Annotated in this window: 13 protein-coding genes; 6 read left to right on the top strand and 7 right to left on the bottom strand. The window is 47.8% G+C overall.

Annotated features, from left to right (window positions below):
* Positions 1 to 145: 145 nt before the first annotated feature.
* Positions 146 to 2,104 (top strand): acetate--CoA ligase, encoded by a 1,959-nt coding sequence (gene acs / locus RS889_RS19210; protein WP_315708394.1) that lies wholly within the window; start codon positions 146 to 148, stop codon positions 2,102 to 2,104.
* A 97-nt stretch (positions 2,105 to 2,201) separates the two neighbouring features.
* Here the strand turns inward: acs and RS889_RS19215 are convergent, their stop codons facing one another.
* From RS889_RS19215 to lpxP, 3 genes are all read right to left on the bottom strand, one after another.
* Positions 2,202 to 3,848 carry a Na+/H+ antiporter gene (locus RS889_RS19215; protein ID WP_021014486.1) on the bottom strand — a complete coding sequence of 549 codons (1,647 nt, stop codon included), beginning with the start codon at positions 3,846 to 3,848 and terminating at the stop codon, positions 2,202 to 2,204.
* Positions 3,849 to 4,267: 419 nt separating this feature from the next.
* A complete protein-coding gene (locus tag RS889_RS19220) occupies positions 4,268 to 5,635 on the bottom strand; it encodes an NCS2 family permease (protein ID WP_021014485.1) in 1,368 nt (455 codons plus the stop codon).
* Between the two features lie 820 nt (positions 5,636 to 6,455).
* A complete protein-coding gene (gene lpxP, locus RS889_RS19225; RefSeq protein WP_315708395.1) occupies positions 6,456 to 7,379 on the bottom strand; it encodes a kdo(2)-lipid IV(A) palmitoleoyltransferase in 924 nt (307 codons plus the stop codon).
* A 431-nt stretch (positions 7,380 to 7,810) separates the two neighbouring features.
* Here lpxP and RS889_RS19230 point away from each other — a divergent pair, with 431 nt between their 5' ends.
* The 5 genes from RS889_RS19230 to RS889_RS19250 are packed head-to-tail and all read left to right on the top strand — an operon-like array spanning position 7,811 to position 12,787.
* Positions 7,811 to 8,683, top strand: a complete 873-nt coding sequence (locus RS889_RS19230) for a carbohydrate ABC transporter permease (protein ID WP_315708396.1) — start codon at positions 7,811 to 7,813, stop codon at positions 8,681 to 8,683.
* Positions 8,673 to 9,566, top strand: coding sequence for a carbohydrate ABC transporter permease (locus RS889_RS19235; protein ID WP_315708397.1), 894 nt, complete (start codon positions 8,673 to 8,675; stop codon positions 9,564 to 9,566). The genes RS889_RS19230 and RS889_RS19235 overlap by 11 nt, the downstream gene beginning before the upstream one ends.
* An 11-nt stretch (positions 9,567 to 9,577) precedes the next feature.
* Positions 9,578 to 10,402, top strand: coding sequence for a phosphodiesterase (locus tag RS889_RS19240; RefSeq protein WP_315708398.1), 825 nt, complete (start codon positions 9,578 to 9,580; stop codon positions 10,400 to 10,402).
* Between the two features lie 5 nt (positions 10,403 to 10,407).
* Complete coding sequence (locus RS889_RS19245; protein ID WP_315711122.1) at positions 10,408 to 11,487, top strand: ABC transporter ATP-binding protein; 1,080 nt, start codon at positions 10,408 to 10,410, stop codon at positions 11,485 to 11,487.
* Entirely contained in the window at positions 11,480 to 12,787 is a 1,308-nt protein-coding gene (locus RS889_RS19250) for an ABC transporter substrate-binding protein (RefSeq protein ID WP_315708399.1), read from the top strand. The genes RS889_RS19245 and RS889_RS19250 overlap by 8 nt, the downstream gene beginning before the upstream one ends.
* 104 nt (positions 12,788 to 12,891) lie before the next feature.
* On the opposite strand, the gene RS889_RS19255 is transcribed toward RS889_RS19250, so the two are convergent.
* From RS889_RS19255 to gmd, 4 genes are read right to left on the bottom strand one after another with little or no spacing between them, the layout of a single operon-like run.
* Positions 12,892 to 14,010, bottom strand: a complete 1,119-nt coding sequence (locus RS889_RS19255) for a glycosyltransferase family 4 protein (protein WP_315708400.1) — start codon at positions 14,008 to 14,010, stop codon at positions 12,892 to 12,894.
* Positions 14,010 to 15,170 carry a glycosyltransferase family 4 protein gene (locus RS889_RS19260; protein WP_315708401.1) on the bottom strand — a complete coding sequence of 387 codons (1,161 nt, stop codon included), beginning with the start codon at positions 15,168 to 15,170 and terminating at the stop codon, positions 14,010 to 14,012. The genes RS889_RS19255 and RS889_RS19260 overlap by 1 nt, the downstream gene beginning before the upstream one ends.
* Positions 15,149 to 16,039, bottom strand: coding sequence for a GDP-mannose 4,6-dehydratase (locus RS889_RS19265; protein ID WP_315708402.1), 891 nt, complete (start codon positions 16,037 to 16,039; stop codon positions 15,149 to 15,151). Before RS889_RS19265 ends, RS889_RS19260 begins: the two co-directional genes overlap by 22 nt.
* Positions 16,039 to 17,073, bottom strand: coding sequence for a GDP-mannose 4,6-dehydratase (gmd, locus tag RS889_RS19270; protein WP_021014474.1), 1,035 nt, complete (start codon positions 17,071 to 17,073; stop codon positions 16,039 to 16,041). Before gmd ends, RS889_RS19265 begins: the two co-directional genes overlap by 1 nt.
* Between the last annotated feature and the right edge of the window lie 384 nt (positions 17,074 to 17,457).

Genomic DNA, 17,457 nt, shown 5'->3' on the forward strand with positions numbered 1-17,457 from the left:
TAAAAACCAGAGCCCCCTTAAATAGCAACCTCACCATGGCTTTCCAACAATGCGTGATCTATCGCGCAGAAAAGAAACAAATGCCGATGGCACACTACTATTAACTATTGGTTGACATATTATTAACAGGTTTAAGGAGAGCACTATGAGCCAACAGAATAAGCACCCCATACCCGTTAACATCGCGAAAGATGCGTTAATAACAGCCGATCAATATAAAAAGATGTACCAGGAATCTATCCAGGATCCTGCCGCCTTTTGGCGAGAACAGGGGAAGATCGTTGATTGGATGAAGCCATATCAACAGGTCAAAAACACATCATTCGATCCCGGCCACATCCATATTGGTTGGTTTGAAGACGGAACCTTGAATGTTGCCGCCAACTGTCTTGATCGTCACCTGGAAACACGTGGCGATCAAACTGCCATCATCTGGGAGGGTGATGACGCTAAAGAAAGTAAAAAGGTCACCTACCGGGAACTACACCAATCCGTCTGCCGCTTTGCTAACGTTCTGAAAGCACAGGGAATAAAAAAAGGCGATGTGATCGCTATTTACATGCCGATGGTACCTGAAGCCGCCGTCGCTATGCTGGCTTGCGCTCGTATTGGTGCTGTCCATTCCGTTATTTTTGGTGGTTTTTCACCTGAATCTATTGCCGGGCGTATTATTGACTCCAGCGCGAAACTGGTTATCACCGCTGATGAAGGGATTCGCGCCGGGCGTGCAATTCCGCTAAAGAAAAATATTGATGAGGCACTAAAAAATCCCGCTGTAAACAGTGTTTCCAACGTAATCGTTTTCCGCCGTACCGGAAAACAAGGTGAGTGGAAAACCGGACGAGACCTGTGGTGGCACGATCTGATGGAACTGGCCGATGATCATTGCCCACCGGAAGAAATGAACGCGGAAGATCCACTGTTTATCCTTTATACCTCCGGCTCGACCGGCAAACCCAAAGGCGTCCTGCATACTACCGGTGGTTATCTGGTTTATGCGGCTACCACCTTTAAATATGTCTTTGATTATCATCCTGGAGACATCTACTGGTGTACTGCCGATGTCGGCTGGATCACCGGTCACAGTTATTTGGTCTATGGTCCGCTGGCCTGTGGCGCCATTACGCTGATGTATGAAGGGGTTCCCAATTGGCCAGATTCCAGCCGTATGGCACAGGTAGTTGATAAACATCAGGTCAATATTCTTTACACCGCACCGACAGCCATCCGTGCATTGATGGCGGATGGAGACAAAGCGATTCAGGGCACCTCCCGGACATCGCTGAAAATCATGGGATCCGTCGGCGAACCCATCAACCCGGAAGCTTGGGAATGGTATTTCAACAAAATTGGTAATGCGAAATGCCCGATCGTGGATACTTGGTGGCAAACCGAAACAGGTGGTTTCATGATCACACCGCTGCCTGGTGCTACCGAACTCAAAGCCGGTTCAGCAACCCTACCGTTCTTTGGTGTACAACCTGCGTTGGTCGATAACCTCGGAAATCTTCAGGATGGAGCCTGTGAAGGCAATCTGGTCATCACCGACTCCTGGCCTGGTCAGGCCCGTACTTTATTTGGTGATCATGACCGCTTTGAACAGACCTATTTCTCCACGTTCAAAGGGATGTACTTCAGTGGTGATGGCGCGCGCCGCGACGAAGATGGTTATTACTGGATCACTGGCCGAGTGGATGATGTGCTGAACGTATCCGGGCATCGCCTGGGAACCGCTGAAATCGAATCTGCATTAGTGTCTCATCCCAAAATAGCCGAAGCCGCCGTCGTTGGTATTCCACACCATCTCAAGGGACAGGCTATTTACGCCTATATCACGTTGAATCACGGTGAAGAACCGACCAGCGAGCTGTATACCGAAGTACGCAACTGGGTACGTAAAGAGATTGGCCCGATTGCGACACCCGATATTCTACACTGGACCGACTCTTTACCTAAAACCCGTTCCGGCAAGATTATGCGGCGTATTCTGCGCAAGATCGCTGCCGGGGATACCAGCAATCTAGGGGATATCTCTACGCTCGCCGATCCTGGCGTTGTGGAGAAATTGCTGGAAGAAAAACAGACGATGAATATTCCTTCTTAGCCTCTGTCCGCTTTGCACCAGGCAGCCTGGACTGTCTGGTGTAAAGTAACCGGCCTCTCTCCATAGGACTGGATGCCTTGCGGTTTTTCTGCGACAACTACACTTTTTCACTTAGCACTGCTTCTAGTAAATCAAGCTCCCGTAGCATGCTTTGCAATGTTTCATTACTGATTTGCTGAGTCGCACGTAGATGATAAAGCTCGGCACGCTCCGCATTTACCGCCGCTAACCGAAAACGTCGTTCCAGATTCTCAATCATCAAGCTGTTTTCCAACTCATCCTTGCCCACCACCCGACGGCGTAACATTCCTATGACGCGGGTACTAACCTCTTTTAGTACCTGCTCATCAATATCCTCATCCCGGTCCATCGCCAGGCGCTCTTCCATCTTATGCAGACTATCGATAGCCACTTCAGCCATCGAAATACGGGCCATTCGTTCCTCTTTTTTATGCATACTCTTGTCTGTCAACACCATGCCTTTTAACAACAGAGGTAGCGCCACAACCCCGCAAAGCAATGACAGCAAAATAACGCCCGTCGCAATGAACACTAATTGATAACGCGATGGAAAAGCGTCACCATTTATCAACATCAATGGAATGGACAACACACCAGCCAACGTAATAGCGCCACGCACACCGGCAAAAGAAGAGATCCACAGTTCACGGGTCGAAAACTCGGCAAATAGCATCGGGTGCTTATCCTGGATCTTCTGACTATAGGTTTTCATCAACCATAACCAGCAAAAGCGCAACAGCAGTAATGCAAAATAGATAACCGCAATATCGGCAAATAACATCCAGGTTTCGATAGTAGGGTCACGGCTTGCCTGTAACATCGAATCTTCCAACACGCCGGGTAACTGTAGCCCTAGCATCAAAAACACCATGCCGTTAAAAACGAATTCCAGCATCGACCATACACCATTGGCGCGTAACCGCATGTTCAGAGGGGCGTTGCGAATAATACCAGATTGGCTGATGGTCATTCCTGATGCAACAGCAGCCAGAATGCCAGACACACCAAGATGTTCAGCAATCATATAAGCAGCAAAAGGGAGCAATAGCAGCAAGACAATCTGGGTTGCCGCGTCATCATCACTCCAGCGGCTGAGCAAGCGTAGCGATTTACTGTAAACCCAGGTCACAACGATACCGGCCAATAATCCTCCCAGCGCCACCAGCAAAAAGGCCAGCGTAATGCCGGAAACACTAAACGCCATGGTTCCCAGGGCTATCGCTACTGCAAACTTCAGCGAAACCAGAGCAGAAGCATCATTCATCAATGCTTCACCCTGCAAAATACTCATCAGCTTTTTCGGTATCCGGTCTTCTCCCACGATACCGGACAGCGCTACCGCATCCGTGGGAGAAAGCACCGCCGCCAGTGCAAAAGCAGCCACCAATGGCATTCCCGGGATCATCCAGTGAATAAGGTATCCCATGCCCACCACGGTAATCAGCACCAGCGCCAGCGCCAGCCCTAAAATTTCCCGCATATGGCGCAGAAATTCTCGCGTTGGTGTTTTCCAGCCATCAGCAAACAACAGCGGGGGGATAAATAACACCATGAATAATTCTGGGTTAAAGTCGACATGTAGACCGAATTGCGACCAGGCCAGCATGGCTCCCAACACAATTTGCATTAATGGAATGGGTATCTGAAACGGCATGATACGAGTAACAACGCCAGACAGCGATACCACCAGCATCAATATCAGAATGGTAAAAAAGATTTCCATACTTTCCCTGATTCATTGCTGTTACATCGAGGATGTCCTCACCGATTCCTCAACGCGACATGTCCTGTAACGATGGCCGATCCAGCAACCATCAACATCCGCAGGCGAGAGAACCACCTTGGCTTGTGCCGGTGAAAAAATAATAACAACATGTGACACAATAGAAAGGAAATGAAGGTAAAAATATCAGCGACAGGGATAAAAAAGGGAATACTGAGTTTAATAATAAAGGCTATATAGCGGCGATAATGAGAGATCGTAAAGACGCTGTAAGTCCCTCCCTGTAAGCTCAAGCCGCGCCATCCCTGACGCGGATGCTTTACTCCTCTCCCTCATTATCACCGTTCTGACGCTATACGTAGATTTGTCAACGCTCTGGGGGGAGCACAGTTCCCCTTCAGTTTACGGCAGCTAAGGATTTACAACGCCCAGCCACCTGCATAGAACACCACCAGCGCAATGGCAATAATTACCGTTCCTATGTTCAGCTTACGCCATTCACCAGCGAACAGACGTCCCAACACCAACGAACCAAAACCCAACATGATGCCGGTGACAATGTTACAGGTCAGTACGATAAATACCGCACACACCAGGCCAGACATGGCATCCACAAAGTCATCGAAATTCAGTTTGGATACATTGCTCAGCATCAGTAAGCCGACATACATTAACGCCGGGGCCGTGGCATAGGACGGAACCAGATAAGAAAGCGGCGACATAAACAGCATAAACAGAAACAGGACACCAACCACCGTAGCAGTCAAGCCGGTTTTACCACCTGCCGCCGTACCCGCTGCAGACTCGATATAAACTGCTGCCGGAGATGTCCCCACAAAGCTGGCAAAAATACTGCTCACGGAGTCTGCGGTCAGTGCGCGACCGCCACTGATGATCTGACCGTCTTTGTCCAGCAAATTAGCCTGCCCCGCGACGGCCCGGATAGTACCGGTAGCATCAAAGACAGCGGTCATCACCAGTGCCAAAACGCTTGGCAGAACAACTGGCTGCAAGGCCCCCATGATATCCAGGCCAAAGATCAATGACTGACCATTCGCACCAGTCAGACTTGGAAGTGCAAACAGCCCCTGATATGTCACATTCGGATCAAAGATCAGGCCGATAATGGAAATGGTGACAATCACGATCAGGATACCGCCCGGTACACGGCGTTTTTCCAGGCCGATGATCGCTGCCAGACCAACCAGCGACATGATAACCGGAAACGCAGTGAAATGGCCCAGCGCGACTGGCAAACCATCAATCGGATTCTTCACCACCAGGCCAATACCGTTAGCCGCGATGATCAACAAGAACAGACCGATACCAATCCCCGTACCATGTGCCACGCCTAATGGTAAGTTACGTAAAATCCAGGAGCGAATACCGGTAGCGGAGATCACAGTAAACAGTACGCCCATCATAAAAATGGCGCCCAATGCGACCGGTACACTAATATGTTGCCCCAGCACCAGACTGAATGCGGTAAACGCCGTCAGAGAAATGGCACAACCGATAGCCATCGGCAAATTTGCCCACAAGCCCATCAGTAATGAACCGAAACCGGCGACCAGACAAGTGGCAACGAAGACGGCTGCTGGTGGGAAACCAGCCTTCCCCAACATACCTGGAACGACGATCACGGAATAGACCATCGCCAGAAATGTCGTTAAACCCGCCAGGATTTCCTGACGGACGCTACTTCCACGCGGTGTGATTTTAAAAAAAGCATCAAGCGCGCCATGCGGACGAGCCGCATCGTCAGCCTGATGAGTCGTATTGGACATGGTGGTATCCCCTGAAATGTCATCATTATTAAAAGCCTATTCCAATAAGGCTACCGGAATAGGCTTTGAGTCAGTTTTCGGCTGAAACCACACCGTTTCATTTGCCCTTGCCAGACACAAACAAAACACAAGGCCTCAGCAACCCACTACGCAAACGATTACCTTGGTCATTGCCAAACAGCTGAATTCTGCCAGGTAATTTGAAGCGAACGATTATCCTGCCTTCATGACGTCGATTTCAACTGCTATTCACCACTATTTCGCCGTCGTTATCGTTAAATTACTCAGAGAAATGATGAAATAACGTAAATGTTATCCATGTCGAACAGGCACATCTTTTTATCGACCTGTGATGAAGTGTAGCGTGAGAAAATCATAATGATGGAAGGAATTGAAACGTGGGTTTAGTGACAACAAACTGTATGTTTGTTTTTTTGTGATTCACATCACAAAAAAGTTGACCGCTATTTTGACGAGGTGTATCTTTAAAACCGTGAACAGCATCACAAAAAAATTAACCAAACTGAGGAAGACGAAAATGAAACTGCTGAACAAAATTATCGCTATGTTTGAAAACATCACCGTAAGCTTCGGTACTTTCAACAACTAATTTTAAGATTACGTGTGGGTGCGACATATGAATATTGTCCGTGAAATCAACAAATTATTAAAAGCGTTGGGCAAGACCTATCGCGGTGTCAACCCATACGCTATCTTTCGTTAATCACTAACGTTCACCTGTTTAAAATGGCTGCCAAAAGGCGGCCATTTTTTTGCCTGACATTCACAATAGAAACCTACCGCTACGCTGCCACTTTATTCAGGCATACAAAGAAACTTCGCCAGCCGGACGCGTTTTAAAACGGCGATGGAGCCAAAGATATTGTTCTGGTGCCCGCAAAATTTCCTGTTCAATCACCCGATTAATGTAACCGGCCGCCAGTTGTTCATCATCGTACGGATAATCCTGCAATTCTGGCTGAATCACCAAGTGATATCCCCGACCATTCTCTTTACGGATTAACACGGTAGTGATCATGGCAGGTCTTGCCAGACGGCTGATGGTAAAGGTTCCACTGGTCGTGGCAGCGCGTTTCACCGCAAAGAATGGCGCAAATACGCTACCTTTCGGACCATAGTCCTGATCCGGCGCGAACCACACGGCCTCGCCCTGTTTTAGAGCCCGAACCATGCCACGCAGATCTTTACGATCAATCATCGCTTTATTAGAGCGAGAGCGTCCCCAGGTCTGCACCAGCTCCATCACCTTATTGTTATGCGGACGATACATCGCCATCATTGGTTGGCATAACCCCATCGCCCGCCCCCCCAATTCCAGAGACATAAAATGGATACCGATGATCATCACGCCTTTCTGATCCCGACCCGCATGCTGTAAATTTTCCAACCCACTGACATCAAACCATGTCCGTACCCGACGATCAGACCAAAACCAGGCCATACCGGTCTCTATCAGTGCCATACCCAATGACGCAAAATTGGCTATCAATATCGAGTCCCGTTGTGCAACAGGCATCTGCGGGAAACAGAGTTCCAGATTACGTCTGGCGATGACTTCTCGGCGTTTAAGAAAAAAACGAGAAAATCTGCCAACACGGCTGCCGAACCACATAAGTAGTGGATAAGGTAACTGAACCAGCAGGAATAACACACCAAGACCAAACCAAACCAGCCAATAGCGTGGATGAAGCAATGCTTTCGTAAATTTTTGTGGAGTGCTCATGAATATCGTCTTGTGTGCAGCCAACACCAAACAACAGTGCTGGCAGAATGAAGTATTTTTCGTTGGTTAAAGGCAACAAACCGAAAATGATTAATGGATAGACGTGTAAAAGACTCAGCGCCAGACAAACGAACGACACCATATTACCCGATGTGGCTGTCTGAATGATTATAAATAAAAGCTATATCACAATAGGGTAATAATTAAATGCTCGTAATATAGACAACATTGCCTCAGTTAAGTTCAGGACCACACACCGAACTTATGCATCGCGTTATGGCACCTCCGTTCACTTTCTCAACCTTGAAATTTATTAGATAGATAACGTAGTCAATAGTGCGTCATCACAAAACCGTCACTCACTTGCAATGTTCTTGCAGCATTTACTGCTCAGGATAATCCACTCTTTTTACAGAAAGAATGAATACACCATGCGTAGTAAATGGTTACCTTGGCTAATTTTGTCGCCTTCTCTGCTATTCCTGTTCTTGTTTACCTATTTCCCGCTACTACGGTCGGTTTTCGATAGTCTTTACGACACCCGCATGACAGAAAACTCGCCACCCTTTGTCGGTTTGGGTAATTACATCCGCTTGATGAACGACCCGGTATTCTGGCGCGCACTGCTGAATAATGCGCTGTACATCCTGATGACGGTGATACCCGGTGTAATACTGGCATTGCTACTGGCCGTCGCATTGAGGGAAAACTCCACGGTTAACCGTTGGTTGCGTACGGCTTTCTTTTTTCCAATGATTATTCCAATGGTCAGCGCCGCCGCCTTGTGGTTATTCATTTTTATGCCAGGCATGGGGTTGCTGGATTACTACCTGGCCAAGCTGTTTGGCCCGATGAATAACAACTATCTCGGCATGAGTCACAGTGCGCTGATTGCACTGAGCGTGATTGGTGTATGGAAATTCGCAGGCTATTACATGCTGTTCTTTCTGGCCGGACTGCAAGGTATTCCCCCCTCTACCCGAGAGGCCGCCATGATGGAAGGCGCTTCGCCGATACAGATTTTCTTTAATGTTACGCTGCCATTACTGCGCCCCACCCTCAGTTTTGTGATTACCACCGCGTTTATCTACTCCATTACCCAGATAGATCATGTGGTAGTGATGACTCATGGCGGGCCGGATAACGCCACTACCGTGCTGCTGTACTACATCCAGAATCTGGCCTGGGACACTCACGACCTCGGTAAAGCCTCTGCCGCAACCTTCCTTACGCTGGTCGCGTTGTTCCTCTTTTCGATGATTAATCTGAAAGTGCTTAATAAAGGGGCCCATTATGAGCGTTGAGATCTCTCCATCCGCTTCCCGTTCAGCCCACACAGTCGCATCTCTTCCTGCGTGGCTGCGAATACGCAGCCTCAACAGTGTGACGCTAAGTACCTTACTGATTTGCTCCGCATTTCTATGGGTAAGCCCATTTATCTGGATGTTGTCGTCCGCTTTCAGCGCCAGCACTTTTAGTATCAATATGGCATCACTACTACCGCGCTTGCCACTGACGCTGGACAACTTCCGCGATGCCTGGCAAAGCGCCGACTGGTTAAGTCTGTATGCCAATACGCTGTTTTTTGCCCTCGGCACCTTTTCCGTTCAGCTACTGACCATCACCACGGCCGGTTATGTGTTTGCCTGCCATGAATTTCGCGGCAAACAGACGCTGTTCACGCTGTTTCTGGTGCAATTGATGATCATGCCGGTAGTAATGATCGTACCCAACATGATGACCCTGAAACAATTTGGTCTGCTCAACACACTAACCGGCGTGATGATGCCCTATTTCACCTCCGCATTTGGCGTATTCCTGATGCGTCAGGCATTCATGAACATTCCCAAAGAGATTGAAGAGGCCGCGCTGATGGAGGGCTGCCGTTGGTGGCAAGTAGTATTTCGTGTGCTGCTACCGATGTCCTGGCCTTCCATTCTGGCGTTCGCCACAGTCAGCATTACCTACCACTGGAATGAGTATTTATGGCCGCTGATGATGCTCAATGACCCAGATAAGCAGGTACTGACTGTCGGGCTGGTCTCCTTCGCCATGGGCGCAGAATCCGGTGGGCAGTGGGGAGTAATCAGTGCGGGGACATTGATGGTATGCCTGCCGCTAATGTTGGCGTTTATTCTTTTTCAAAAGCAGTTTTTAAGAAGTTTTGGTTTTTCAGGGATTAAATGAAGGAGTAAGTCATGCTGTTAGCCCATATATCCGATACCCATTTTCGCAGCCAAGGGCAAAATCTGTACGGGTTTATTGACATCAACGCCAGCAATGCTGATGTCATGTCCCAGTTGAATGCATTAACTGAACGCCCGGATGCAGTAGTGATCAGCGGCGATATCGTTAATTGCGGCCACCCGACAGAATATCAGGTGGCGCGCCAAATACTGGGATACCTGCGCTACCCGTTGTATATCATCCCCGGTAACCATGACGATAAAACACATTTTCTGGAATATCTGCACCCGCTTTGTCCGCAATTGGGTAACGATCCGGAGAATATGCGCTACGCGATAGACGACTATCCAATGCGTCTGCTGTTTATCGACTCCAGCCGGACCGGTACCTCAAAGGGCTGGCTGACGGAAGAGACATTGGCATGGCTGGAAACACAACTCAGTACCAGCGGCGATAAGCCGACAGCCGTGTTTATGCACCATCCACCCATCGCACTGGGTTCGGCACAAATGGACCCCATCGCCTGTGAAAACGGCTATCGACTGCTGGAATTGGTGGAACGTTTTCCCTCACTGGTCCGTATTTTTTGCGGTCACAATCATTGTCTGATCATGACCCAGTATCGCCAGGCAATCATCGCCACCCTGCCTGGAACAGTGCATCAAGTGCCTTATTTCCATGAAGATAAACGCCCTTACTACAACATGTCACCACCAGCCTGTCTGATGCATCGGCTGGTCGACAACCATCTGGTGAGTTACCTCCATTCTCTGGCGCACTATGCAGGCCCATGGCTCTACGATGAAACCATCAGCTACCCGGTGGATGAACAGTGATGTCAATGTTGCGACTGAATAACATCAATAAGTATTTCGACGGCAAACCAGCGTTACAGTCATTATCCCTGGATATTGCCGACGGTGAATTTTTAGTACTGGTTGGCCCTTCGGGCTGTGGTAAAAGCACGCTGCTGCGATTGTTGGCAGGGTTAGAAAATGTCAGTGATGGGGAAATCTGGCTAAACGGCGAGAACATCACCACGCTTTCGCCCCGCGAGCGCAATTTCGCGATGATCTTTCAGAATTACGCGCTGTTCCCACATTTAACAGTAAAAGAGAACATCACTTTTGGCATGCGGATGCGTAAAGAACCCAAGGCTATCTATCAACCGCAAGTAGAAAAAGTCACTCGGTTACTGCAACTGGATACGCTGTTGGATCGTAAGCCAGCCAAACTTTCCGGCGGCCAGCGCCAACGAGTGGCGATGGCTCGTGCCATCGTGCGTAATCCACGCCTGTTCTTAATGGATGAACCGCTCTCCAACCTGGATGCCCGACTGCGCACCGAAGTCCGGGACGGTATTATGGCACTGCATCAACAGTTGAAAACCAGCACGGTGTACGTTACCCACGACCAGACGGAAGCCATGTCGATGGCTGATCGTATCGCCGTGATGGATGGCGGTAAACTGCAACAGATTGGTACGCCGGAGCAGCTTTACACCTATCCGGCCAATCTGTTTGTCGCGCGGTTTATCGGTACCCCAGCAATGAATGTATTTGAACTACCCTGCAATGATGGCAACGTGTTGGTGGATAAATGCACCATGCCGTTACCTTCCCATGCGACACAGATACAAAACGTCTTCTTTGGCGTACGACCAGAACATATCACCGACGCCCCCAACGCAGAAGAGCACACTCTACAGCTTACCGGCACCGTAATACAGCGGGAACTGCTGGGTGCCGAGTATCTGCTACACGTCAATACGCCTATCGGCCTATTGCGCTATTACCGCAAAAATCGCGGAACAGCTCCGATCACCGGCGAAACAGTCTGTCTCGGATTTTCACCCTTGGATGTTCATCTTTTTAATGCCGAAACCCGGCATAATTTATACCAGGAGATCCCCCATGCATAAGTTACAGGCACTAACGCTCAGCGTCGCCATAACGTTCTCTGGCGCGGCGTTAGCAAAACAAGATATTGATTTCATGTTTCCAGCACCAGTAGATGGCAAGCTGACCATGGAAATGACACGGATCATTAAAGACTTCAACAGCTCACAAGACAACGTGAAAGTACGCGGTATCTTCACCGGCAATTACGACACCACAAAGATGAAAGCGGAAGCAGCCACTAAAGCCGGCCAGCCTCCTGCATTGGTGATTATGTCTGCCAACTTCACTACCGATCTGGCACTGAAGAAAGAAATTCTGCCGATGGATGAACTGTTTAAATATGGCGATCAGAAAGCCACACCCTTCCTGATGAACGAATTTTGGCCCGCGATGCATAAAAATGCGCAGGTAATGGGCGTGACCTACGCTATCCCATTCCAGAATTCCACGCCGATCCTCTACTACAACAAAACCATGTTTGCGCAGGCCGGCATTCATCAGCCACCGCAAAATTGGCAGGAATTGTTGGCAGATGCCAAAAAACTGACCGATAAGAGCAAAGGTCAGTGGGGCATTATGTTACCGTCCACTAACGACGATTACGGCGGCTGGATTTTCTCTGCGCTGGTACGCGCCAATGGCGGTAATTACTATAACGAAAACTATCCTGGCGAAGTGTATTACAACTCCCCAACGACTATCGGTGCATTACGCTTCTGGCAGGACCTGATTTACAAGGACAACGTAATGCCAGCTGGCGTACTGAACTCCAAGCAAATCAGCGCGGCGTTTTTCTCCGGTAAGCTGGGTATGACGATGCTAAGTACCGGAGCACTGGGATTTATGCGGGAAAACACCAAAGGCTTTGAGCTGGGTGTCGCGATGCTGCCAGCAAAAGTACAACGAGCTGTAACGATTGGCGGTGCCAGTCTGGTCAGCTTCAGAGGCATATCGGAAGATCAGAAAAAAGCCGCTTACACGTTCCTGAAATATCTGGTTAGCCCGAAGATTAACGGCAGTTGGAGCCGCTTCACCGGCTATTTCTCACCGCGCAAAGCTTCTTATGACACACCAGAAATGAAGGCTTATCTGGCGAAAGACCCTCGTGCGGTCATTGCGTTGGAACAGCTGAAATACGCACATCCTTGGTACGCCACCTACGAAACCGTAGCGGTGCGCAAAGCGATGGAAAATCAGTTGGCCGCAGTGGTCAATGATGCAAAAGTGACGCCTGAAGCCGCGGTCAAAACCGCACAGCAAGAAGCGGATGCAATTATGAAACCTTATGTTGACCAGACCACGCTGAACACAGTGAAATAATCAATGCATCAGCCCCACGCGAGTGGGGCTGAATTTATTCGGTAGCTTATAAGTCTTTCAGCAAAGAGAACCATTTACTTTTATCACGATTAATTCAGGGAAGCTCAATTATATTCCGCAATCAAGCGTTCATAGATACTCATATAACTGTCTACCATTTTGGTAGCAGTAAAGTGCTCATAAAATCGAAGTTGTGCACTTTTCCCCATATCCTGGGCCATATCAGGATTGGACCAAAGACGAATCAATGCCTGTCTCAAATCCTGGACATCTGCTGGTGCAACGGCTAACCCCGTGACATTGGGTTCATTAACAAATGTTGTAGCAGTACCAATCTCGCAGGAAATCATTGGTCTTCCATACATGGCAGCTTCCAGCAATGTCATGCCATATGCTTCAGAGCGGAGATGTGAAGGGAAAACCATCCCATAGCAAAGCTCAAGCAATGCGCACTTATCTTCATCCGTAACTGGGCCGATAAAGTGAGTCTGCTTAAGCCCCAAAGCAGCTGCCTGAGCTTTGAGCTCCTTTTCGCAGGGCCCTTCACCTATAATAACCAGAGGATAATCCAGTCCGGCCATCGCCTGAAGTAAATAGGACAACCCTTTGTAATAGCGCAAAAAACCAACAAAAAGGAAAAAACGGCCACCAAATTGATTACGCCATTTCTCAAGTTGGGAAAAAGATGCTTTCGCATAGAAACTTGGTTCCAAACCATAAGGAATCACATCAGGTGTTCTTTTAAGTGACTGTAAGACTGGGCTGGTTCGCATATAATTCGGCGACGATGCAACAACGGCATCAACGCTATTCAGGAAGTGATACATCAACGGTCGATAAATGCGTAATAAGTTTTTTTGTTTAACAATATCAGCATGGTAACTCACAACTGTCGGTTTACGAGGACGAACCAGAAAATGGACCAAATCCATGTAAGGCCATGGGAAATGGTAATGTATCAAATCAGCCTTCTCGGCAAGGCGACGAAAATCATTGATTGCCGAGAGAGAAAATCCCGTTGATGCTACATATAGATCTTGACGAGATGTATAAACATGATGATTGCCATTGAGCCTATTTTGTGAAGGCCCATTAGGACTCAACGCTAGGACATCCACTTCAGCTCCCCGTTTACAAGAGCCTTCAGCAAGTTGATAAATGACTTGCTGAATCCCACCATAAGCGTCGGGATAATAAGTTTTGAAGAAATGAAGAATTCTCATTAGCTGTTAACAACTTTCTCATAAACGGCAATTGTCTGTTCAGTACAACGTTGCCATGAAAACGCGCCAGCACGTCGCAACCCACGGGTGATACTGCTACTTCTCCACGGCTCATCCTCAATAGCCTGAGCCAACAAATCTGTCATACTGTCTACATCATCCGGTTTGCACATTAATCCTATATCTCCAATTACTTCGGGTAAAGAAGATGAATCTGAGCAGACTACAGGGATACCAGAAGCCATTGCTTCAAGTACTGGTAAACCGAACCCTTCATATAAAGACGGAAAACAAAACACTCGTGCACCAGCAAACAACACAGGTAGCTCTCTGGCAGGCAAATAACCAAGATAACGAGCCCATCCTTCTCTCTCTGCAACTTCAATCCGGTGCATGATATCTTCATTATGCCACCCCTTATATCCCGTCAGGATCAAAGGAATTAGGCGCCGACAATTAAGAGAAAGTCTGGAATAGGCATCCAATAATGCCACGAGATTCTTACGTGGTTCAATGGTACCGACATAGAGTAAATATTGCTGGTATTTCAATTGATACTTGTTCAATACAGGAAGGCACTCATCTGCAGTGCGAGGGTGAAAATCAGCAGAACAGGCCAACGGAACGGCATGAATATACTCAATAGGCCAGTTGAAGTAATCTGCAACCTCCTGACGTACATAATCAGAGTCCGTGATCAACGCATCAGCACAACTAATTGTTTTTATGAGCTCTTTCTGCATAAAACGAATTCGCTGCGATGTGTTGCATTCCGTCCAGGTAAATGGAGATAAGTCATGGAAGGTGGCGATCTTTTTACCCTGAAATGGCGGTAAAAAAAAATTTGGGCCGTGATAAAGGTAATCACCATATTCTTTCAATGCCTTGCGTTTTAGCAAAGGCATTAGAACCCGGTAAACCTCGGTAGCAAAATAGCTTTTCTGTACCCACTGTTTCATACCGTGCTGCAGCCCGGCTCTCTCTTGAACCACAGGTAGCTCTGAGAGAAAACGATTACCAGCGAAGAACTTGAGGTCAGAAAGTTGGGGAGCCTGCATTAGAGCAGATGCAAGCTCCCATGTGTAACGGCCAATACCCGTTAAAGGAAACCGAATTGTTTCAACTGATAATATAATCCTCACTCCGATTCCAACATCCAACGGAGTGTTTCTTCAAGTTTCGGCGTCTGCCATTCACCAATCAACGAACGAAGCAAGGTAGCATCACCGCATAACGTTTTGACCTCATTTGTCCGAACACAAGCAGAATTCACACTAATACCTATATGATAACCAGTAATCGACTCACAGAGAGCAATCACTTCACGCAGGCTGTGCATCTGGCCGGAACAGACATTGACCACCTTGCCCGCGACACCATTTTCAATCAAACGGCGATATGCCTGAACCAAGGCACGTACATCACTAAAATCTCGCCAGACATCCAGGTTCCCCAGTTCAAGAATCTGAGCTTTACGCTTAAAGTGATCGACTATCTTAGGTAGCAGAAAGTCATTCGTCTGACCAATCCCTGTGTAATTGAAAGGCCGGGTGATGACGATCGGTAGGCGATCCATCCACAGATGGGCCATAAATTCCATAGATAACTTACTGACGGCATAGTCATTAGCAGGATCCGGCTGAGCATGCTCATCCAGCATGCCTTCCGAACGGTTACCATAAACATTGGCACTGCTGGCAATCAGAACTGACTGAGGCTTTTTGGTCGTTTTATCAAGGCATTCGAGCAGATTATGCGTGCCAATTACATTCACCTGATAGTAATCATTGGCATTACCATGGCCGATAAAGGCCAATGCGGCCAGATGGATAATCGCATCCGGTTGGATGTGATCAATAACGTCCTGCAATCCGGGTTGGTCAGCCAGATCAACCTGGAAAAAATCGGCTCCGGACGAAGGTTGTGTCCCCAACCCAAAGACATGATACCCTGCCGACGACATTTCGCCTGCCATATAACGGCCGGTAAACCCATTAATGCCAGTGATCAGAATGCGTTGTTCAGCCATCAGAAAGAGAGTCCTGTTTCATTACGACGAAGGTCTGCGCTCACCATCATCTGGCAGAGTTCTTCCAGTGTAGTTTTAGGTTCCCAACCCAATTTCTTTTGGGCATAGGCAGGATTACCAATCAGTAACTCCACCTCTGATGGACGATAAAACTTCGGATTCACTCGCACCAAGACCTTTCCAGTAGTCGTATCAATCCCGACCTCATTCTCTGATGCCCCTTCAAACTTCAGCGTAAAACCACCTGCTTTAAAAGCCATGGTCACAAAATCACGCACACTCTCGGTACGGTTAGTCGCCAGAACGTAGGTATCTGGAGTATCAGCCTGCAGCATCCGCCACATACCCTCAACATACTCCTTAGCAAAACCCCAATCACGCTTAGCGTCAAGATTTCCTAATTCCAGCACATCTAGTTTGCCCAATTTGATTTTGGCAACTGAATCAGTGATCTTGCGCGTTACAAACTCCCGACCACGCAGTGGAGACTCGTGATTGAACAGGATGCCGCTACAAGCAAAAATATTGTAACTTTCGCGGTAGTTTATGGTCATCCAGTGAGCATACAATTTGGCTACACCATAAGGACTACGTGGATAGAAAGGCGTGTTTTCAGTTTGCGGAATAGCCTGAACCTTACCAAACATCTCGGATGTCGATGCCTGATAGAAGCGGATCTTTGGATTAACAATACGAATAGCTTCAAGCAAGTTCAAAACACCAATACCGGTAATTTCAGCAGTGGTTACAGGTTGTTCAAAAGAAACGCCAACAAAACTTTGTGCCGCAAGATTGTAGACTTCTGTCGCCTTTGTGTTCTGTAGCAAACGGATACTGGCGGACATATCGGTTAAATCGTATTCAACCACATGAAAATTCGGATGTTTATCAATGCCTAGCTCTTCGAGACGCCAAAAGTTAACGGAGCTGGTGCGGCGATATGTGCCATATACCGTATAGCCCTTGTTCAGCAATAACTCGGCCAGGTAAGCGCCATCTTGACCAGTAATACCCGTAACAACCACGGATTTCATACCTACGCTCCAATTTAGTAAATAAATTTCATGCCAATAAACAAAATACCTATTTCTCTTCCACCTTCAGCTAATGAAAACGGGCACAGTGGATAAATAACAAGTCAATTATCGTCATTTCACAGGATAGAACAAGTTACCTTATAATCTATTGGGCAGAAGATATGAGTATAAAGCTATCTTAATGATCCCCATATACAAATCTCACCGAGTTATCAATATGTTCAGTGACCCCTTCACAGCTTTCGAGCCTAGTCAACTTATCGCCTCCTTAGTCAGAATAGATGGGATCCCCATTAAAAACACTTATAGAGATGGGGAAGAGGGTGGAACGTATTTCCCCCGAGCGTAAATCAGCGGCGTTGGCTAAATTATACCCATCAA

Source organism: Brenneria uluponensis, from assembly GCF_032395385.1.
GTDB classification, from domain to species: Bacteria; Pseudomonadota; Gammaproteobacteria; order Enterobacterales; family Enterobacteriaceae; genus Prodigiosinella; species Prodigiosinella aquatilis.